This is a genomic window from Streptomyces sp. NPDC090798 (assembly GCF_044768965.1).
GTDB lineage: Bacteria > Actinomycetota > Actinomycetes > Streptomycetales > Streptomycetaceae > Streptomyces.
The window spans coordinates 313,575-333,557 of sequence record NZ_JBIVXA010000008.1 but is presented as its reverse complement, the minus strand read 5'-3'; the positions used below and the strand labels follow the sequence as shown (position 1 = coordinate 333,557).

Here is a 19,983-nt window from a genome sequence, read left to right as displayed (position 1 = left end):
ATGCGTGACAGGTGTCCGTGCGGGATACGTGCAAGAGGAACCCGGTGCGCCCGGGCAACTATTCCGATGCTTCGGCGTGCTAACAAAATCTTGACCTTCCCATGAGGAACTGACCCGGCGTCAGACCTGGCGGCCAACTGAAACGTGTTCTAGTCTGCGCGCCATGAAGGCCTATGTCGCCGGGGTCGGGATGACCAGGTTCGAGAAGCCCGAGACCCGTGATTGGCAGTACTGGGACATGGTGCGGGAGGCGGGGAGTGCCGCGCTCGCGGACGCCGGGATCACGTATGCCGAGGTGGAACAGGTTCCTGTCGGCTACTGCTTCCAGCCCTCGACCGCCGGCCAGCGCGCCGCGTACGAACTCGGACTGACCGGCGTCCCCGTCTACAACGTCAACAACAACTGCGCCACCGGATCGAGCGCGCTGATGCTGGCCCGGCAGTTCGTCGAGGGCGGGGTCGCGGACTGTGTGCTCGCGCTGGGGTTCGAGAAGATGAAGCGCGGGGCGCTGGGGGGTGGGGCGGACGGGGGAGACTTCTCGACGTCCCCGGTGGCCCGCCACTACGGCGTCATGGCCGCCCGGCACGGCTTCGAGATGTCCCCGCCCACCGCGCAGATCTTCGGCGACGCGGCGCGCGAGCACATGGAGAAGTACGGCACCACCGAGGCGCAGCTCGCCGCCGTCGGCGCCAAGAACCACCGGCACTCGGCGAACAATCCGTACGCCCAGTTCCAGGACGTGTACGGGGTCGACGAGATCCTCGCCGCCCGGGTCGTGCACCGGCCGCTGACGAAGCTCCAGTGCTCGCCCACCTCGGACGGGGCCGCCGCCGCGGTCGTCGTGTCCGAACGGTTCGTGGAGCGCCACGAGTCGGCGGACCGGGCCGTCGAGATCGTCGCGCAGGCCATGACCACCGACACCGAGGAGTCCTTCGCGTCCGGCTCCTGTATCGACGTCGTCGGACAGCCGATGTCGCGGGAGGCCGCGCGCCAGGTCTACGAGCGGTCGGGACTCGGCATCGACGACGTGGACGTCGTGGAACTGCACGACTGCTTCTCCATCAACGAGCTGCTGACGTACGAGGCGCTGGGGATGTGCGAGAAGGGGGAGTCCGGCAAGCTCGTCGAGTCGGGGGCCACGACGTACGGCGGGCGGTGGGTCGTGAACCCGTCCGGCGGCCTGATCTCCAAGGGGCATCCGCTGGGGGCGACCGGGATCGCCCAAGTGGCCGAGCTGGTATGGCAGTTGAGGGGCGAGGCGGGACCCCGGCAGGTACCTGGCGCACGGGTCGGGCTCGCCCACAACATCGGGCTGGGCGGGGCGGCGGTGGTCACGCTGCTGCGGGCGGCGGGCTGATCACTCGGGGTCCGCTCGAGGCTGCCTCGACGTCCGGTGCACGGGTGGCCCTAGGTCCTGTCGCCGAGGGGCGAGTGCGGCTAAATCCCGATGCGGGGGCCGTAGGGCGGTTGAGAGCATGACAGTCATGCTTCGAGCCGCGGAAGACACCCGAATATCAGCTCGCGTCGCGCCGCCCACCTGGCTGGTGGTGGCGCTCGCCTGCGCCGGACAGTTCCTCGTGGTGCTCGACGTGTCCGTCGTGAACGTCGCGCTGCCGTCCATGCGGACCGACCTGGGGCTGAGCGCGCCGGGGCTGCAGTGGGTGGTCAACGCGTACGCGATCGCCTTCGCCGGGTTCATGCTGCTCGGCGGGCGGGCCGGTGACCTGTACGGGCGCAAGCGGATGTTCCTGGTCGGGCTCGCGCTGTTCACGGTGGCCTCGCTGGGCGGCGGTATCGCCCAGACGGGCTGGCAGCTGCTGGTCGCGCGGGCCGCGCAGGGGCTCGGAGCGGCGGTGCTCGCCCCCTCGACGCTGACGATCCTCACCTCGGCGGTCCCGGAGGGCGCCGCCCGCGCACGGGCCATCGCGACCTGGACGGCGGTCGGCGCCGGGGGCGGGGCGGCCGGTGGCCTGGTCGGCGGGCTGCTGGTGGACGGGCTGTCGTGGCGGTGGGTGCTGCTGATCAACGTGCCGGTGGGCGCGGTGGTGCTGGCGGGCGCCGCACGGTGGCTCGTGGAGAGCAGGGCCGGGGACGGGCGGCGGCTCGATCTGCCCGGCGCGCTGCTGGTGACGGCGGGGCTCGCGACCCTCGCGTACGGGATCGTGCAGACCGAGGCGCAGGGGTGGGCGGCGGCCGCGACCCTCGTGCCGTTGTGCGCCGGGCTCGCGCTGATCGGCCTGTTCCTCCTGGTCGAGGCGCGGACGCGGGTGCCGCTGATGCCGCTGCGACTGCTAGGTGCGCGGGCGGTGGCGTCGGCGAACGCGGCCATGTTCGTGTGCGGCTCCGCGATGTTCTGCATGTGGTTCTTCATGACGCTGTACGCGCAGAACGTGCTCGGCTACTCGCCGCTGGGCGCCGGGCTCGCACTGGTGCCGAGCTCGCTGGCGGTGGTCCTCGGCTCGAAGTTCGCACCGCGGCTCATGCCGGTGGTCGGGGCGCGCAACGTCGCCGTCATCGGGTCGCTGGTCGCCGCGGCGGGTTTCGGCTGGCAGTCGACGATGACGGCCGACGGCACGTACCTGACGGCGATCATGTTCCCCGGGATCCTGATGATGGCGGGCGCGGGGCTGGCCGCCACCCCGCTCGCCTCGCTGGCGACCTCGGGCGCGGCGCCGGGGGACGCCGGTCTGGTGTCCGGACTGGTCAACACCTCCCGCACGATGGGCGGTTCACTCGGACTCGCCGTCATGTCGACCATCGCGGCCTCGCGTACGGGGGGCGGCTCGTCGGCCCAGGCGCTGACGGAGGGGTACGCGCTGGCCTTCCGTACGGGCGGGTACGTGCTGCTCGGCGGGGCGGTGCTGATGCTGCTGTGGCTGCCCTCGAAGATCTCCGCTCGCTGAGGCAACGAAATCCGGTCCTCGTGGACTCCTTTGTACATCTAGGAGGTGCCCATGGGGGATCGGAAGCAGGCTCGGGACGAGGAGTTCCAGCGCTTTGTCATCGGCCGCTGGCCGCGGTTGATGCGTACGGCATTTCTCCTTACGGGGGAGCAGCACGCCGCCGAGGACCTGGTCCAGACGACGCTGGAGCAGGTCTATGTGGCCTGGCGCAGGGTCGGCGCGGCCGACGACCCGGAGGCCTACGTACGGCGCGTGATGATCAACGCGCATGCCCGGAAACACCGCAGAAGGCTCAAGGAGTTCCTGGCACCGAAGGACGACTCGGGGCTCACGCGCGAGCTGCCCGACCAAGGTGACCGCATCGCCCAGGCCGACGACCGCAGCGCCCTGCTGACGGCGCTCGTCCAACTGCCGCCGCGCCAGCGCGAGGCGGTGGTCCTGCGGTACTGGGAGGACCTGAGCGAGAGCCAGGCGGCGGAGGCGATGGGGTGTTCGGTGGGCGCGGTGAAGAGCAACGCGGCGAAGGGGATCGCGAAGCTGCGCGCCATACCGGGTCTGGCGGACATGGTGACACACGGAGGGCGGAAGTGATGAGCGCGGACCGGGAGACGAACCACGACATGACACACAGGGACATCGCCTTCCTGCTGGCCGACGCCGCGGACGAGGCGGAGATCGGCATAGCCCCCTACCAGGCGGTGGTCCGCGGCGGCCGCCGCCGCAAGGCCCGCCGCTGGGCACTGGCGGCAGCGGCGGCGCTGGTGATCGCCGGTTCGACGGGGACGCTGGCGCTGGCCGGGGTGACGGACGGCGACGCACGGCGGGTCGCGCCGGCGGCGACGCGGCCGACCACGGGAGAGGAGCGGCATGTGTACGAGCCGCAGCGGACCATGCTCGCGAAAGGGGACGACGGCGGCAATGGCTGGGAGGTCACCATCGACGTGTGGGGGGCGTCGAAGAACGGGTCGGAGGCCCAGCGCCAGTGGACCGCCATGAAAGATTACGGCGGGACGCCGATGGGAGCGCGAGACGCCAAGGAGCTGGTCGGCAAGGCCTGGTACTTCGTGCACGCGAGGGTGGGCGACCGGACGTCGATGGTGATGACCGGTCAGTTCGACAAAGGCGACTCCCTGTCGGGCGCGGAGTTCGAGGCGGGTGCAATCCGCATGCCGTCCAGTGAGTCCGCCCGACCCGGCGCGTCCAACCGGCTCGTGATCGGCGACGTCGCCCCGACCGCCCGGCAAGTCACCTGCACGTGGAACGACGGCACGAAGACCGAGGTCCCGCGCGCGCCCGAGGGCGCCGGCTTCGGCCCGGACTCCAAGCCGTACATCCGCCCTGTCAAGGGCTCCCAGCCGAACTGGTTCGTGTGCGTGGCCCCGGAGGGCAAGAGCTACAAGTCGGTGAAGGTGACGGGCTGATGTGAGCCGACCGGATGGGCCGGGGGAAGAGAGGCGGGGGCTACAGCCACCCTTGTTGGCGGGCCTCCCGCATCGCCTCCATGCGGTTGCGGGTGCCCGTCTTGCCGATCGCGGAGGAGAGGTAGTTGCGGACGGTCGACTCGGAGAGGTGGAGCTTGGAGGCGATGTCGGCGACGGTGGCGCCGTCCACCGAGGCCTTCAGGACGTCGCACTCGCGGGCGGTGAGCGGATTGGGTCCGGCGCTGAGCGCGGCGGCGGCGAGCGCCGGGTCGATGACCGTCTCGCCGGTCAGCACCCGCCGGATCGCCTCGGCCAGGTCCTCCACGGGGCCGTCCTTGACCAGGAACCCGGCGGCGCCCGCCTCCATCGCGCGGCGCAGATACCCGGGCCGACCGAAGGTGGTGAGGATCAACACCCGGCAGTCGGGCGCCTGTTCGCGCAGTACGGCGGCGGCGTCCAGGCCGCTGATCCCGGGCAGCTCGATGTCCAGCAGGGCCACGTCCGGGCGGTGCGTCAGCGCCGCGTCCACGATGGCGTCGCCCGCCGCCACCTGGGCGACGACCTCGATGTCCGGCTCCATCCCCAGCAACAGGGCGAGCGCGCCCCGCATCATTCCCTGATCCTCGGCAAGCAGGACACGCACGGACTTCGTGGGCCGGTGGTCCCGGGGCATCTCGTTCACGGGGCCAAGCGTAAGGCGGGGGAGGGCGCGTGACCCGTCGTGGTGCGCACTTCGCCGGTCGTTAAAAACTCTCCATGGTTCGACTCCGCGCGTCTTGACGGCCCTTGACTCCGGGCAAACAATCGCCTCGACATTCCGTGATCGCCTTTGCCGTTCCTGTGCCGAGCCGATATCCGCAAACGTTCGACATTTCGACCGGGAATGGGTTCGGTATTTCGATCGAACGATGTCCGGTATTTCGACCGGGTACCCGCACTGTCCTACCAGGAACGGAAGAGGTGCACCGTGTTCCCCAGATCGTCGCGCTTAAGAAGCGCCGTGCTCGCCGTGCTGTCGGTGCTGGCGGCCGTCGTCGCGCTCGCCGTCGGCGCCCCGGCGGCCACCGCCGCGGGATCGCTCCCCTGTGACGTCTACGCCGCCGCCGGCACGCCCTGCGTCGCCGCGCACAGCCTCGTCAGAGCGCTCTACTCGTCGTACAACGGCTCGCTCTACCAGGTGCGGCGCGCCTCCGACAGCGCCACCGCGAACATCGGTCTCCTGGCGGCGGGCGGGTATGCGAACGCGGCGGCGCAGGACTCCTTCTGCACCGGCACCACCTGCGTCATCAGCAAGATCTACGACCAGTCCGCGCGCCACAACGACCTCACCGTCGAGGGCGCGGGCGGGGCGGGCGCGGCCGATGTCGGGGCGCCCGCGGACGCGCTGCCGGTGACCGTCGGCGGCCACCAGGTCTACGGCCTGGAGATCTCGGCCGGCATGGGCTACCGGGACAACTCCACCTCGGGCGTGGCCACCAACGGGGCGGCCGAGGGGATGTACATGGTGACCTCCGGCACCCATGTGAACGGCAGCTGCTGCTTCGACTACGGCAACGCCGAGACCAACAACAAGGACACCGGCAACGGTCATATGGACGCGATCAACTTCGGCACCGAGTGCTGGTTCGCGCCCTGTTACGGCCAGGGCCCCTGGGTGCAGGCCGACCTGGAGAACGGGCTGTTCCAGTCGGACTCCGGCTACAGCAAGAACACGTCGAACACCGGCACCGGATCGACACCGTTCGTGACCGCTTTGCTGAAGAACAACGGTCAGGACCATTTCGCGCTGAAATACGGCAACGCCCAATCGGGAGGTCTCACGACCACTTATTCCGGGGGTGAACCCACCACCAGTGGTTACTCGCCCATGCATCAGGAGGGCGCGATCGTCCTGGGCACCGGCGGCGACAACAGCAACGGCTCCATCGGGTCCTTCTTCGAGGGCGTCATGACCTCGGGCATCCCGACGGACGCCGCCGACGACTCCGTCCAGGCCAACATCGTCTCCGCCGGCTACGGCGGTGCGACCGGCAGCGCCGGTTCGCTGACGGCCGGGTCGGAGATCTCGCTGCGCGCGACCACCTCGTGCTGCACGGCCGACTACATCCGCCACCAGAACAACGCGGCGGTCATCTCGGCCATCACGTCCAGCAGTTCGACGCTGGACAAGAGCGACGCCACCTGGATCGTCCGCAAGGGCCTCGCCGACAGCTCCTGCTACTCCTTCGAGTCACGGAACTACCCGGGCGACTTCCTGCGGCACTACAACTACCAGCTCTACCGACAACCCATGGTCGGCACCACACAGTTCAGACAGGACGCCACGTTCTGCGCCGGGACCGGCAAGAGCGGGACGGGGACCTCGTTCGCGTCGTACAACTACCCGACGCGATACCTCCGGCACTACAACTACAACGTCTACATAGCGAGTGACGGCGGCTCGAACACCTTCGACAGCGCCACCTCGTGGACCGACGACGTGAGCTGGGCGGTCACGGCTCCCTGGGCGCCGTAGCCACCGAAGAAGACGCCAGGTCCGCCGCCTCCACCGGGAGTTCGGCGGTGACCGTGAAGCCGCCGCGCGGCGACGGGCCGGCCCGCAGCGACCCGCCCGCCGCCGCGAGGCGTTCCGTCAGGCCCTTCAGACCGGTGCCGCCGATGCCCTCGGCGGGACCGGTCACGCAGGAGCCTCCCGTGCCGGCGCCGTCGTCCGTGACGGTCAGGCGGACGTGGCTGTTCAGTACGCCCTCGACGGTGATCTCGCAGCGGGCCGCGCCGCTGTGCCGTACGACGTTCGTCACCGCCTCCCGGACCACCCAGCCCAGCAGGGCCTCGTTCTGCGGGGTCAGCGGGGCGCCGGACTGGCGGACCACGGGCTCGACGCTCGCCGCGGACAGGGCGGAGCGGGCCCGGTCCAGTTCCGTGGTGAGGCTGCCCTCGCGGTAGCCGGTCACCGCCTCACGGATCTCGGTCAGCGCCTGCCGGCCCACGGACTCGATGTCCGTGATCTGCGTCAGGGCCGCGTCCAGGTCGCGCGGGGCCAGCCGGCGGGCCGCCTCCGACTTCACCACGATGACGGAGAGCGTGTGGCCGAGCAGGTCGTGCAGGTCGCGGGAGAAGCGCAGGCGCTCCTTCTCGACGGCACGGCGGGCCAGCTCCTCGCGGGCGGCGCGCAGTTCCCGTACCGCCTCGGAGAGGGAGAGGATCGCCGCCGTCACCATGGTGGACAGGAAGGTGCCGTACGCGACGTTCACCGCGTCCCAGCCCGCGCGGACGAAGGAGACCACCGCCGCGAGCGCGGTCAGGCCGAGACCGATCTGACCGAGCCGCGGGCCCCGCAGCACCGCGCCGGTGGCCAGGCCGAGGAGCGGGAAGAAGTACAGCCAGCTGCCGCCGTACCCGAGGGCCAGCCCACAGGTGACCAGGCCCATCAGGACGAGCGCCACCTTGGTGGAGCGGGCCTCGCGGGCCTCCTTCACGAAGGCGCGGAACGTCACGTAGATGTAGAGGGAGTTGAAGGTGAACAGACCCAGGCCGCCGATCCAGGGGTTCGCGGTCTTGCCCTGGAGGAGGTTGGAGAAGGCGCCCATCCCCATCAGCAGCCACGGCAGCAGCGCGAAGCCGGTGGGTGGCGGCCCCGGGTTCTCGGGCATCTTCCCGCCGCTCTTGCGGGCGGCCCGCTGCTCGGCCTTGAAGCGTTCCATGTCGGCCCGCCAGCGCGCCCGCGCCGCCCGCCACTCCTTCACCTGGCAGGTGACCTCTCGCATCCAGGACATGTCCCCGCTCCCCCTTCAGACGGTCCGCGTGGCCCTGCGGTACGAGACCACAGCGTACGAACCGAAGGCCAACAGCCAAGCTGTGAGAACCACCACCGCACCGAGCGCCGGCGCGTCGCCGTCGGCGACGGATGTGCCGAGCTGGGCGATGCGGTTGGTGGGTGTGTAGTCGGACAGGGACTGGAGCCAGCCCGGGAAGAGCGTGAGCGGGAACCACAGGCCGCCGACCACCGAGAGCCCCAGGTTGCACACCATGTTCGCGACGCCGGTCGTCTGCGCGGTGAGCCGGTAGCCGTTGCCGAGGCCGAGCAGGGTGAAGGGTATCGAGCCGAGCCACAGCAGCACCGCGACCGCGGCCCACTGCCAGACGTCCAGCCGCACGCCGTTGACCAGACCGCCCGCCGCCAGCACCGCGGCGATCGCGGGCAGCACGGTCACCGCGCCGGTCAGCGTCCGCCCGAGCACCACCTCGCGCGGGGTCATCGGTGTCACCCGCAGCTGCCGCAGCCAGCCGATCACCTTGTCCTCGGCGACCCCGCCGCCGGTGTTCAGGGCCGAGCCCACCGCCCCGTACGCGGCCATGCCGATCATCGAGCCGGTCTTCCAGCCGCCGTCGCTGTCGTCACCGAGGTTGGTGAACAGGAGGTACATCATCACGGGCATCGCGATGCCGCCGATGACGAAGCCGGTGTCGCGCAGCGTCCGGCGCACTTCGAGGCGCAGATAGTCCAGCATCACACCGTCTCCAGAACATGCGAGGTGAGCGCCATGAACGCGTCGTCCAGGGAGGCGGGGACGACCTCCAGAGAGCGGATCGCACCGAGCTCGGCCAGTGCGAGCACCGTCGCGTCCGAGTCGTCCGTGCGCAGCCGGGCCCGGTCCCCGCGCACCTCCACCGACACCACACCGGGCAGCAGGGTCAGCCCCTCGGAGCCCCGGCCCGCGAGGTCGAAGGAGACCAGGTTGCCGCCCACCGACCGCTTGAGCTGCTCGCCGGTGCCGTCGGCGACGAGCCGGCCGTGGTCGATGACGAGGATCCGGTCGGCGTGCGCGTCGGCCTCCTCCAGGTAGTGCGTGGAGAACAGGACGGTGTGGCCACGCCGCGCATAGGACCGCATCGAGTCCCAGAACGCGCGCCGTGCCTCCACGTCCAGCGCGGCGGTCGGCTCGTCGAGCACGATCAGGTCGGGGTTCCCGGCGAGCGCCACCGCGAACCGCACCCGCTGCGCCTGTCCGCCGGAGAGCCGGTCGACGCGCCGCCCGGCCAGCTCCGGGATCCCCGCGAGCTCCAGCGCGTCGGCGACCGGCAGCGGCGCGGGATAGCGGCCCGCGACGAAGGAGACCAGCTCGCGGACGGTCACGCGGGGCACCGGCCGGGTCTCCTGAAGCATCGCGCCGACCCGCCCGGCACGCACGGCCGCCTCCGGGGGGCCGCCGAAGAGCGCGACCGTCCCCTCGTCCGGCTCGTTCAGACCGAGCAGCAGGGAGATCGTGGTCGACTTCCCCGCGCCGTTGCGCCCCAGCAGCGCCACCGTCTCGCCGCGCCCGATCTCCAGATCCACCCCGTCCACGGCGCGCACCGCGCCGAACGCCTTGACCGCCCCCGTGAACGACACGGCACGCTCTGTCCCACCTGTCTGTGTCATGCCTCAGACGGTACGAATCCGCCCCCCGTGCCCGGCAGATGCGCTTGTACGGACTCCGGCAGGACAAATGTCACGGCCGGGCGAACGGACCACTCGCCTGACACAGCGTCAGGAGCCTTCACAACTGCCGAGTGCTGGGCTATACAAGGGTCGCCGGACTGGAACGCGTTCTAGATCGGCCAGTGTCGACCTCGGTGCGGCCGACGGTGCGGACGGCCGCACCGAGGTCTTTCGCGCGCTACTGATCAGGAGCCCCATGCCCATCGACGCCGCCAAGGCCCTCGCCGCCGAACCCCACCGCGGTGAGATCACCTGGGACCGTAAGGACGTCCTGCTCTACCACCTCGGCCTCGGAGCGGGCGTCCCGGCGACGGATCCCGACGAGCTGCGCTACACCCTCGAATCGAAGCTGCACGTCCTGCCGAGCTTCGCCACCGTCGCGGGCGCCGGTTCCCCCGGAGTGATCAGCGGTCTGTCCATGCCCGGTGTCGACGTCGACCTCGCCCGCGTCCTGCACGGCGGCCAGACCATCGAACTGCACCGTCCGATCCCGGTCGAGGGCAGGGCCGTGGCCACCGGGCGGATCGCCGCCGTGTACGACAAGGGCAAGGCGGCCGTCCTCGTCATGCGCACCGAGGTCGCCGACGCCGAGGGACCGTTGTGGACGAACGACGCCCAGATCTTCGTACGGGGAGAGGGCGGCTGGGGCGGCGACCGCGGCCCCTCCACCCGCCTCGAGGAGCCCGCCGGTGCGCCGGACCGGACCGTCGAGCGCCCGATCCGCGAGGAGCAGGCGCTGCTCTACCGGCTCTCCGGCGACTGGAACCCGCTGCACGCCGACCCCGAGTTCGCCAAGCTCGCCGGGTTCGACCGGCCGATCCTGCACGGGCTGTGCACGTACGGGATGACGCTCAAGGCGGTCGTGGACACGCTGCTCGGCGGGGACGTGGCGCGCGTCCGCTCGTACACCACGCGCTTCGCCGGGGTCGTGTACCCGGGCGACACCCTGCGCATCCGTATGTGGCGGCGGGAAGGCGGCGTCCGGGTGGCCGTGAGCGCCGTCATGGGGGTCCCCCCGCTCGAGCGAAGCCGAGAGTGGGGGAGTGACGACGCGCCTGTCCTCGCCGACACCGTCGTCACACACTCCTGAGCCAAGTCCGTCAGTGACCAGCCCGTTGTCGAGGGGAGCCGCACCATGCGCGCAGCCGTACAGCACGAGATAGGCCAGGACAAGCTGGAAGTCCTCGACGACATCGAGGCGGTGGGCTTCGGGCCGGGCAGGGTGCGGATCCGGATACGGGCCACCGGGCTGTGCCACTCCGACCTGTCCGCGATGAGCGGCGTACTGCCGCAGCCCGCGCCGTTCGTACCGGGCCACGAGGGCGCCGGGGAGATCGTCGAGGTCGGCGAGGGCGTCACCCATCTCAAGTCCGGCGACCGGGTCGTCGTCTGCTGGCTGCCCGCCTGCGGCGTCTGTCCCGCCTGCAAGCGCGGCCAGAGCCAGCTGTGCCTGGCCGGGTTCATGAACGCCGGCACGCCCAACTTCCGGCGCCCCGGCCAAGACGTCTTCGGCTTCGCCGGCACCGGCACCTTCACCGAGGAGGTCGTGGTCGACGCGGGCTGCGCCGTGCCGATCCCGGACGACGTGCCGTTCGACATCGCGGCCCTCATCGGCTGCGGAGTGACGACCGGCCTCGGCGCCGCCCTCAACACCGCGGACGTGGCGGCCGGTTCGTCGGTCGCCGTGATCGGCTGCGGAGGCGTCGGCATCTCCGCGATCCAGGGCGCGCGCCTCAAGGGCGCCGCCGAGATCGTCGCCGTCGACCCGGTCGCCTCGCGCCGGGAGGCCGCGCTGCGGTTCGGCGCGACGAAGGCGGTCTCGCCGGACGAACTCCCGGGCGCGAAGCAGTCGGTGACCGGCGGCGAGGGTTTCGACTACGTCTTCGAGGTCGTCGGCCGCTCCGCCACCGCCCGCACCGCGTACGAGAACACCCGCCGCGGCGGCACCCTCGTCATCGTCGGCGCGGGCGCCATGGACGACTTCCTGCAGCTCAACATGTTCGAGCTGTTCTTCGACGAGAAGCGGATCCTGCCGTCCATGTACGGCGGCGGAGACGTCCTGCGGTCGTACGAGCGGACGGTCGCCCTGTGGCGCGCGGGCCGCATCGACCTGGAGAGCCTGATCACCCACCGGGTGCCGCTGTCCGGGATCAACGAGGCGCTGGACCAGATGCGGACGGGAACCGCGCTGCGTACGTGCATCGAGATCTGACCCCCCACGGCTGCCGCCACCTGACCCCCAGGACCGCCCCCACGACCGCCGCGACGATTGCTGAGGACTTCGATGTCACTGCCACTTGAAGGGCTCGCCGCGATCGTCACCGGCGCGGGGCGCGGGCTCGGCCGGACCGAGGCGCTGGAACTGGCCCGCCTGGGTGCCGCCGTCGTCGTCAACGACTACGGACAGCCCGGACGGGACGGGTCCGGCGCGGCCTCGGCCACCCCCGCCGAGGAGGTCGCCGCCGAGATCGGCGCCGCGGGCGGTCGCGCCCTCGCCCACACCGGGGACGTCTCCGACCGCGAACGGGCCCGTGAGCTGATCGACCTGACGATCGGCGAGTTCGGGAAGCTGGACATCCTCGTCAACAACGCGGGCATCCTGCGCGACCGGATGGTCTTCTCGATGTCCGAGGACGAGTGGGACTCCGTCATCCGCGTACATCTGAAGGGGCACTTCAACACGACCCGCTTCGCGTCCGCGCACTGGCGGGCCCGGTCCAAGGCGGCGGACGGGCCGGTGTACGGGCGGATCGTGAACACCTCCTCGGAGGCGTTCCTCGCGGGCTCGGCGGGACAGCCCAACTACGCGGCGGCCAAGGGCGGGATCGTCGGGCTGACGACCTCGACCGCGCTGGCGCTCGCGAAGTACGGTGTGACGGCCAACGTCATCTGCCCGCGCGCCCGGACCCGGATGACCGAGGACGTGTTCCACGGGTTCGAGGTGCCCGAGCAGGGCCTCGATCCCCTCGCCCCCGAGCATGTCGCCCCCCTCGTCGGCTATCTGGCCTCGCCCGCCGCCGCGCACGTCAACGGACAGCTGCTCGTCGTGCACGGCGGCATGGTCGCGGTCGTCGAACGGCCGCGGGTGGCCGCCAAGTTCGACACCAAGCAGGACGCCTTCACCTACGACGAACTCGACGCGCTGCTCGGGCCGTACTACGCGGAGCGGCCACAGGGGGAGACGTTCGCGGCGGCGGAAGTACTGGGACTCAAGCACACCTAGTGCCGCGGCACTAGTCGGCCCGGCCGTCGTGCTCCGGGCTGAGCAGTCGGCCGTCGGTCGACAGGGGTGGGTGTGCCAGCTGGGGCAAGTAGTGCCGGAAGAACAGTTCGGCGACCAGCTCGCGGCGGCTGCGCACCCCCACCTTGTCGAAGACCTGCTTCAGATGGTCCTGCACCGTGTACTCGGAGACCCCGAGGTGCCCGGAGATCTCGCTCGTCGAACGGCCCAGCAGGACGTGCTGGGCGATCTCCCGGGCCCGCGGCGACAACCCGTACACGTCCAGGACCAGCGCGGTCAGTTCGGCGGGCTCGGTGGGGCCGATGGAGACCACGACGGACGGCTCACCGCCCTGTTCGAGGGGCCAGGCCCGCAGGGAGATCCACCGGCCGGTGCCCGTGGGCGCCCGGACGTGCGCACCGGCCCCGGCCTGCTCGCCCCGGGCCTGCACGGCCAGCGCCCGCAGCAGATACGGGCCCCCTTCGCCGCGCCCGGGCGCGTGCTGCTCCTGGAGCTGGTCGAGCCAGTGCCGCGCGGTCGGTGACATCGATCGGATGCCGAGGTCGCCGTCGAGCACCACCCAGCCGGGTGCGTCCGGCAGCGGTCCGCAGTCCACACCGGACAGCAGCAGCGAGCGGCGCAGCGCGGCGCACGCGGGCACGCTCACGGCCTCGGCGACGGCGAGTTCGGCCGCGGAGAAGGGGCGGGTGTGCGCGTCACGGCACAGCACGAGCAGGCCCCAGGTGCGCGGTCCGTGGCGCAGCAGGATCCGCAACTCGTCGGCCAGGCCGAGAGGTCGGAGGATCTCCCGGTAGTACTTGCTGTCGTCCAGACGCCCGTCGGTCGATCTGCTGAGCAGGCTCACCTTGCCCGAACGCCGGGTCAGCGCCCGCAGGCTGTCGACGTCGTCCTGCTCCACGTGCTCGATCTCGAAGAGCCGTCGCATGCTCGACTCGGGGAACCCCGACTCGTGCCGGCCGCCCGTGTCGAGGAGGGTCGACGGATCGAGGACGACCCCGCACCACACATCGGCCGGTACGGCGTCCAGCAGCACCCGGGTGGTGTGGTCGAGCACGGCGAGGGCGTTCAACTCGCCCCGCAGTCCGCGTTCGAGGCGGCTGGTGGTCTCGGAAAGGATCATAGGCGTGTCCCGGAAGCTGGAATACCTTGATTGCCTTGAATATCCGGAATGGCTGGAAGAGCTGGAATATCGGTCTGTCATATCCCAGGAATCTGGGATACCCCCGTGGATGTCGGTTCCGTACCGTGGGACTCGATTGTGGGGGTCGGTCCACGCTCCGACAAGAGGACGTCACCCGCGCGTGGGGTTCGGGGGAGCCCCGCACAGAACGGCCCCGCTCGCGCCGAGCGCGAGCGGGGCCGTATCGCTGGTCCTGCTTACCGTCAGACCGACGTGTTCTGCTGGTCGGACGGCTTGCGGTGGCGGCCGTGGGGGGTCGCCTCGTCGTCCCGGCCGGAGACCGGGCCGCGGTGCTTGCCGTGGCCTTCGGCCCGGTTCGTCGCCTCGTGGGCGTCGGTGGCCGGCGGTTCCATGGTGCTGATTTCGCTCATGTGGAAGTGTTCACCCCGTCAACAAGATCCTTCTTTGCAGCCGGGGGATTCTAACCGGTCGCTCACGCGGGGACGGGGGCGGGTGACCTGTTCTCGCCCCCGGGCCCCCCTTCGGTCCGGACGGCCTCGTCCTCGGGCGCCGGGCGGGCCGCAAGGGGCCGCCTCTTCGCAGAAGACTGCCCGCTCAGAGGTGCCTGTTGGAGGGGGACCGGGCGTGCCGCGGGCCGTTCCGGCGGAGGGGGCGCCTCCGCCGGAACCGCAACGGCGGGCGCCGTCACCTTCGTCACCCCGCACGGCACCGCCCCCGTCGCGTACGGCAGTTGGAGGACCCCCTCCCTGGTCCACAGCCCCGTGCCTGCCAACCAGCCCTCCGGGGGCGAGAGATGGTGCACCTGGCGCTCGATCGGCCGCCACACGCCCACCCAGCTGCCGGCCGGGCCGTCGATGCACAGGGCCACCGCGCAGCGCTCCGGCGTCAGTACCTGCCCCGGCTGGATCGCGAACGGCGTCACCGCGCAGTCGGTGGCGCGCAGACAGTCGGGGAAGCGGATCGGCAGGGTGCTGCCGAGGACGCCCCAGCCGAGGCGGTCGTGGCCCGGGGACGGCGCGTCGGAGCGGATCAGCAGCAGCCCGCTGTCGGCGTCCGCGAGCAGCAGCCGGTCGTCGCTGTCCTCGGAGATCTGCAGCAGTGGCGTTACTTCACCGCCGCGCCCCAGATCGACGGCCACCGTCTTGGTGCGGCCGTCCAGGCAGCGGTCCAGGGCCAGCAGGCGCCCCGTGCCGTCCAGCCAGACCCCGCCCGAACAACGGCCCGGCACCTCGGCCAGGTGCTCGGGCCCGAAGGCCCCGCCCGCCACCAGCCACACCGCCGTGGAGTCCCGGCTCACGGCGAGGGCGTACGCGTGCTCTCCGTCCGGCGCGGGCGGCAGCAGCCACAGCCGGCTGTCCTCGTCGTGGCACTCCACCGCGCCGAGGAGCAGCTCCCCGGTGCCGGGCCCGGTCGGGTACAGCAGCGAGAACGTGTGCCGCCCGTCCGCGACGCGGTGGATCAGCACCCGCCCGTCGGTCATCGGCAGCACCTCGGTGCCGGGCTCCTCCGGCTGGTGGGACGGCAGCGGTACGGCGTAGGGCTCGGGGCCGTCCAGCGTCCAGCGCTCGGGGAACCAGCAGTCGCCGTCGAGGGCGAGGCGGGCCGCGTAGGTTCCGTCCGCGGCGATCACACAGGTGGGGCGGGCGATCACATCTCCGGGGCGGGTGGTCGCATCCACGGGTCGGGTGGTCGCGTCCGCGGGGCGAGTGGCCCGCTCGTCCCCGGGTTCCGCCGCAGGCTCGGTGGCACAGGCCGTCATCGTTCGGTCACCTCCGGCGACGAAGCTAGTTTTCGCACGCACAGACGTGGGACCGGCGGGCGGGCGCTTCACACATAAGGGTGGCCGTCCCGCGATTCGCCTGAGGGAACGGGGACGCGTGTGCTGAGCGGGGCGGGGAGAAGGCGGTGGGGCCCGGCTCACCGAGGTCCGTCCGCCGCCGGGACCCCTGGTCGCGCACCCCGGGAGCGGTCCGCGACCGGTGGGGCACCGGCCCGAGCCAGGTAGCCTTTTCCCCGTGCCCCGTCTGTCTGAAGTCATCGCCGCGCTCGACACCCTCTGGCCCCCCGAGAGGGCCGAGGGGTGGGACGCGGTCGGCACCGTCTGCGGCGAGCCCGACCAGGAGATCACCCGCGTCCTGTTCGCCGTCGACCCCGTTCGCGAAATCGTCGACGAAGCGGTGAAGCTGGGCGCGAACCTGCTGGTCACCCACCATCCGCTCTATCTGCGCGGGACGACGACGGTCGCGGCCGACACCTTCAAGGGCCGGGTCGTGCACACCCTCATCAAGAACGACATCGCGCTGCACGTCGCCCACACCAACGCCGACCGTGCCGACCCGGGAGTCAGCGACGCCCTCGCCGGGGCGCTCGACCTCCGGGTCGTAGGGCCGCTCGTGCCGGACCCCACCGACCCCGAGGGCCGCCGGGGCCTCGGCCGCGTCTGTGAGCTGGACCACCCGCTGACCGTCCGGGAACTCGCCGCGCGCGCCGCCGGGCGACTGCCCGCCACCGCGCAGGGCATCCGCGTCGCCGGTGACCTGGAGGCGGTCGTACGGACCGTCGCGGTCAGCGGCGGCTCCGGCGACAGCCTCTTCGACGACGTGCGCGCCGCCGGCGTCGACGCCTTCCTCACCGCGGACCTGCGCCACCACCCGGCATCAGAGGCCCGCGCCCACAGTCCTCTCGCGCTGCTCGACGCGGCGCACTGGGCCACCGAGTGGCCCTGGTGCGAGCTGGCCGCCGCCCAGCTCGACGAGATCTCCGACCGCAAGGGATGGGACCTGCGGGTCCACGTCTCCAAGACGGTCACCGACCCCTGGACCGCCCACGCGGCGTCCACCGAAACACCTAACGCAATGGGAGCCCCCAACTGAACGCCGCGCCCGCCGACCAGATCCGACTTCTCGACGTCCAGGCCCTCGACGTACGCCTGCAGCAGCTCGCGCACAAGCGGAGGTCCCTTCCCGAGCACGCCGAGATCGAGTCGCTGAACAAGGACCTCACGCAGCTGCGCGACCTGCTCGTCGCCGCGCAGACCGAGGAGAGCGACTGCGCCCGCGAGCAGACCAAGGCCGAGCAGGACGTGGACCAGGTGCGCCAGCGCGCCAACCGCGACCAGCAGCGCCTGGACTCCGGTGCCGTCACCTCCCCCAAGGACCTGGAGAACCTCCAGCGGGAGATCACCTCCCTCGCCAAGCGGCAGGGCGACCTGGAGGACGTCGTCCTCGAGGTCATGGAGCGCCGCGAGTCCGCCCAGGAGCGGGTCGCCGAGCTGACCGAGCGGACCTCCTCCGTGCAGTCGAAGATCGACGACGCGACCGGCCGCCGGGACGCCGCCTTCCAGTCCCTCGACGGCGAGGCCGCCTCGGTGACCAAGGAGCGCGAGGTCGTCTCGGCCTCCGTCCCCGCCGACCTGCTGAAGCTCTACGACAAGCTGCGCCAGCAGCAGGGCGGTGTCGGTGCCGCGCGGCTCTACCAGCGCCGTTGCGAGGGCTGCCGCCTGGAGCTCAACATCACCGAGGTCAACGACGTGAAGGCGGCCTCCCCGGACACCGTGCTGCGCTGTGAGAACTGCCGCCGCATCCTGGTGCGTACGTCCGAGTCCGGTCTGTAAGGGGCGCTGGGCGTGCGGGAGTTCATCGTCGAGGCCGACGGCGGGTCCCGGGGCAACCCGGGACCGGCGGGGTACGGCGCCGTGGTCATCGACGCGGCCACGGGGGAGACGCTGGCGGAGCGTGCCGAGTACATCGGCATCGCCACCAACAACGTCGCCGAGTACCGGGGCCTGCTGGCGGGCCTGCGCGCCGCCCACCAACTGGACCCGGCCGCGCGCGTCCGGGTCCGGATGGACTCCAAGCTCGTCGTCGAGCAGATGTCCGGCCGCTGGAAGATCAAGCACCCGGACATGAAGCCCCTGGCCGCGGAGGCGGCCCGCGTCTTCCCGCCCGACCGGATCACCTACGAGTGGATGCCGCGCGAGCAGAACAAGCACGCGGACCGACTGGCCAACGAGGCGATGGACGCGGGCAAGCGGGGCGAGCAGTGGTCGCCCTCGGCCTCGACGGCGGAACTGCTGACGCCGGGTTCCGCAGCGCCCCTTCAGGGGCGCGGGGAACCGCGCGAGCAGCCCCCACAGACCCGCACTCGGACGACTCCCGGTGGCGAAGCCGCGAAGGCCGACGCCGATGTGCGGGCCGCGCGGCACGTGGCTACTGCCCCGCAACCGACCGTCGGCTGGGGCGCGGCCCCCGACATGGGCGCCCCCACCACCTTCGTGCTCCTGCGCCACGGCGAGACCCCCCTCACCCCCCAGAAGCGTTTCTCCGGCAGCGGCGGCACCGACCCGTCGCTCTCGGACGTGGGCCGGGAACAGGCCGAGCGCGTCGCCGCCGCGCTGGCCGCGCGCGGCACCGTCCAGGCGATCGTGGCCTCGCCACTCACCCGTACCCGCCAGACCGCCGCCGCCGTCGCCGCCCGCCTGGGACTGGACGTCGCCATCGAGGACGGCCTGCGCGAGACGGACTTCGGCGCCTGGGAGGGCCTCACCTTCGCCGAGGTGCAGGAGCGGTACCCCGACGACCTGAAGACCTGGCTCGCCTCCCCGAAGGCCGAACCGACCGGCGGCGGCGAGAGCTTCGCGGCGACCGCCCGCCGTATCGCCACCACCCGCGACAAGCTCATCGCCTCCTACGCGGGCCGCACCGTCCTGCTCGTCACCCACGTCACCCCGATCAAGACCCTCGTACGGCTCGCGATCGGTGCCCCGCCGGAGTCCCTGTACCGGATGGAGCTGTCCGCGGCCTCCCTGTCGGCGGTGGCGTACTACGCGGACGGCAACGCCAGCCTGCGCCTCTTCAACGACACCTCTCACCTGCGCTGAGCGGGACGGGCCCGGAGGTCACCCGCGCTGAGCGGCCCGGGCCCGGAGGATCTCGGCGGTCTCCCGGTCCGCCGGGAGGAACGCCTCCAGATGGAGCTCGGCGAGCGTCACGTCGACCGCGGTCGCGAACGACGTCAGCGTGGTGAGCAGTCTCAACTCGCCCTCCGCGCACCGAAGTCGCAGCGGCACGGCGAAACCGAGATAGTCGGCGCCGGGCTCACCCGCCGGCACGTAGTGCGCCAGCTCCTCGGCCAGGGAGTCGAGTCGGGGATCGGGGCTGCGCACGGCACGGGCCCGCAGGTTCTCCACGATGTGCTGCCCCCACGCGTCCAGGTTCACCACCCGGGAGCCCATCCCGCGCGGATGCAGCGCGAGCCGCAGCACATTGACGGGCGGCGCGAGCAGCGCGGGGTCCGCGCCCTCGGTGAGCACGTCGAACGCCTCGTTCGCCGCGACGAGTTCACCCCGCGGCCCCGCCACCACCGCCGGATACGGCAGATGCCCTTCGAGAATGCTGTCCAACGCCTCCCGCACGGGCCTCAGCGCGACCGCGTCGAGCGGTGACTCCGCGAACGCGGGTGCGTAACCCGCCGCCAGCAGCAGCGAGTTGCGCTCCCGCAGCGTCAGACCGAGCGACTCGGCGAGCCGGATCACGATCTCCCTGCCGGGCACCGAACGCCCACGCTCGATGAAACTGACGTACCGCTGGGTCGTCCCCGCCCGGGAGGCGAGCTCCAGCTGACTGACCCGGCGCGCGGTGCGCCAGCGCAGCAATTCCCGCGCGAAGGGCGGGGGTTCGGTCACCGGGGCGGCGGCGGTGCTGATGGTCATGGCTCAGTTGTACGTCACGGGTACGACAGTCCCGCCATACCTCACGGGGAATTGAGCGGCGTACCCCGTCCGAGCAGCATGGACG

Annotated in this window: 19 protein-coding genes; 11 read left to right on the top strand and 8 right to left on the bottom strand. The window is 71.5% G+C overall.

Features of this window, described 5'->3' with window-relative positions; genetic code table 11:
• Positions 1-163 precede the first annotated feature (163 nt).
• From ACIQTP_RS20175 to ACIQTP_RS20160, 4 genes are all read left to right on the top strand, one after another.
• Complete coding sequence (locus ACIQTP_RS20175) at positions 164-1,357, top strand: lipid-transfer protein (RefSeq protein ID WP_403401473.1); 1,194 nt, start codon at positions 164-166, stop codon at positions 1,355-1,357.
• A gap of 118 nt (positions 1,358-1,475) precedes the next feature.
• Positions 1,476-2,903: an MFS transporter gene (locus tag ACIQTP_RS20170; RefSeq protein WP_403401472.1), complete on the top strand. Its 1,428-nt coding sequence runs from the start codon at positions 1,476-1,478 to the stop codon at positions 2,901-2,903.
• 51 nt (positions 2,904-2,954) lie between these two features.
• A complete protein-coding gene (locus ACIQTP_RS20165) occupies positions 2,955-3,494 on the top strand; it encodes a SigE family RNA polymerase sigma factor (RefSeq protein ID WP_403401470.1) in 540 nt (179 codons plus the stop codon).
• Positions 3,494-4,324 (top strand): hypothetical protein, encoded by an 831-nt coding sequence (locus tag ACIQTP_RS20160; protein ID WP_403401469.1) that lies wholly within the window; start codon positions 3,494-3,496, stop codon positions 4,322-4,324. The genes ACIQTP_RS20165 and ACIQTP_RS20160 overlap by 1 nt, the downstream gene beginning before the upstream one ends.
• A 40-nt stretch (positions 4,325-4,364) precedes the next feature.
• Here ACIQTP_RS20160 and ACIQTP_RS20155 read toward each other — a convergent pair whose 3' ends face one another.
• Entirely contained in the window at positions 4,365-4,997 is a 633-nt protein-coding gene (locus ACIQTP_RS20155) for a response regulator (protein WP_402037524.1), read from the bottom strand.
• 327 nt (positions 4,998-5,324) lie between these two features.
• Between ACIQTP_RS20155 and ACIQTP_RS20150 the strand changes: the two genes are divergently transcribed.
• Complete coding sequence (locus ACIQTP_RS20150) at positions 5,325-6,839, top strand: alpha-L-arabinofuranosidase B (RefSeq protein WP_403401467.1); 1,515 nt, start codon at positions 5,325-5,327, stop codon at positions 6,837-6,839.
• Here ACIQTP_RS20150 and ACIQTP_RS20145 read toward each other — a convergent pair.
• Genes ACIQTP_RS20145 through ACIQTP_RS20135 form a run of 3 tightly spaced genes read right to left on the bottom strand, consistent with a single transcriptional unit; the run spans position 6,817 to position 9,746 of the window.
• Positions 6,817-8,100 (bottom strand): sensor histidine kinase, encoded by a 1,284-nt coding sequence (locus ACIQTP_RS20145; protein ID WP_403401465.1) that lies wholly within the window; start codon positions 8,098-8,100, stop codon positions 6,817-6,819. The two genes, ACIQTP_RS20150 and ACIQTP_RS20145, sit on opposite strands and share 23 nt — an antisense overlap.
• A gap of 15 nt (positions 8,101-8,115) precedes the next feature.
• Positions 8,116-8,835, bottom strand: coding sequence for an ABC transporter permease (locus tag ACIQTP_RS20140; RefSeq protein ID WP_403401463.1), 720 nt, complete (start codon positions 8,833-8,835; stop codon positions 8,116-8,118).
• On the bottom strand, positions 8,835-9,746 hold the full coding sequence (locus ACIQTP_RS20135) for an ATP-binding cassette domain-containing protein (protein WP_403401461.1): 912 nt from the start codon (positions 9,744-9,746) through the stop codon (positions 8,835-8,837). The genes ACIQTP_RS20140 and ACIQTP_RS20135 overlap by 1 nt, the downstream gene beginning before the upstream one ends.
• 256 nt (positions 9,747-10,002) lie before the next feature.
• On the opposite strand from ACIQTP_RS20135, the gene ACIQTP_RS20130 reads away from it, so the two are divergent.
• From ACIQTP_RS20130 to ACIQTP_RS20120, 3 genes are all read left to right on the top strand, one after another.
• On the top strand, positions 10,003-10,896 hold the full coding sequence (locus ACIQTP_RS20130) for a MaoC/PaaZ C-terminal domain-containing protein (RefSeq protein WP_403401460.1): 894 nt from the start codon (positions 10,003-10,005) through the stop codon (positions 10,894-10,896).
• A 45-nt stretch (positions 10,897-10,941) separates the two neighbouring features.
• A complete protein-coding gene (locus ACIQTP_RS20125) occupies positions 10,942-12,018 on the top strand; it encodes a Zn-dependent alcohol dehydrogenase (RefSeq protein WP_403401458.1) in 1,077 nt (358 codons plus the stop codon).
• Between the two features lie 72 nt (positions 12,019-12,090).
• On the top strand, positions 12,091-13,029 hold the full coding sequence (locus ACIQTP_RS20120; RefSeq protein WP_403401456.1) for a 3-oxoacyl-ACP reductase: 939 nt from the start codon (positions 12,091-12,093) through the stop codon (positions 13,027-13,029).
• Positions 13,030-13,039: 10 nt separating this feature from the next.
• On the opposite strand, the gene ACIQTP_RS20115 is transcribed toward ACIQTP_RS20120, so the two are convergent.
• The 3 genes from ACIQTP_RS20115 to ACIQTP_RS20105 all read right to left on the bottom strand — a co-directional run bounded on the left by ACIQTP_RS20115 (position 13,040) and on the right by ACIQTP_RS20105 (position 15,947).
• A complete protein-coding gene (locus ACIQTP_RS20115; RefSeq protein WP_403401454.1) occupies positions 13,040-14,167 on the bottom strand; it encodes a LuxR C-terminal-related transcriptional regulator in 1,128 nt (375 codons plus the stop codon).
• Between the two features lie 263 nt (positions 14,168-14,430).
• Complete coding sequence (locus tag ACIQTP_RS20110) at positions 14,431-14,598, bottom strand: hypothetical protein (protein ID WP_402036936.1); 168 nt, start codon at positions 14,596-14,598, stop codon at positions 14,431-14,433.
• A 62-nt stretch (positions 14,599-14,660) separates the two neighbouring features.
• Entirely contained in the window at positions 14,661-15,947 is a 1,287-nt protein-coding gene (locus ACIQTP_RS20105; RefSeq protein ID WP_403401452.1) for a hypothetical protein, read from the bottom strand.
• A gap of 256 nt (positions 15,948-16,203) precedes the next feature.
• Between ACIQTP_RS20105 and ACIQTP_RS20100 the strand changes: the two genes are divergently transcribed.
• The 3 genes from ACIQTP_RS20100 to ACIQTP_RS20090 are packed head-to-tail and all read left to right on the top strand — an operon-like array spanning position 16,204 to position 19,067.
• Complete coding sequence (locus ACIQTP_RS20100) at positions 16,204-17,061, top strand: Nif3-like dinuclear metal center hexameric protein (protein WP_403401450.1); 858 nt, start codon at positions 16,204-16,206, stop codon at positions 17,059-17,061.
• Positions 17,058-17,801 carry a zinc ribbon domain-containing protein gene (locus ACIQTP_RS20095; protein ID WP_403401591.1) on the top strand — a complete coding sequence of 248 codons (744 nt, stop codon included), beginning with the start codon at positions 17,058-17,060 and terminating at the stop codon, positions 17,799-17,801. Before ACIQTP_RS20100 ends, ACIQTP_RS20095 begins: the two co-directional genes overlap by 4 nt.
• A gap of 12 nt (positions 17,802-17,813) precedes the next feature.
• Positions 17,814-19,067 carry a bifunctional RNase H/acid phosphatase gene (locus ACIQTP_RS20090; protein ID WP_403401448.1) on the top strand — a complete coding sequence of 418 codons (1,254 nt, stop codon included), beginning with the start codon at positions 17,814-17,816 and terminating at the stop codon, positions 19,065-19,067.
• A gap of 18 nt (positions 19,068-19,085) precedes the next feature.
• Here the strand turns inward: ACIQTP_RS20090 and ACIQTP_RS20085 are convergent, their stop codons facing one another.
• Positions 19,086-19,898, bottom strand: coding sequence for a helix-turn-helix domain-containing protein (locus tag ACIQTP_RS20085; RefSeq protein WP_403401446.1), 813 nt, complete (start codon positions 19,896-19,898; stop codon positions 19,086-19,088).
• Positions 19,899-19,983: the final 85 nt, after the last annotated feature.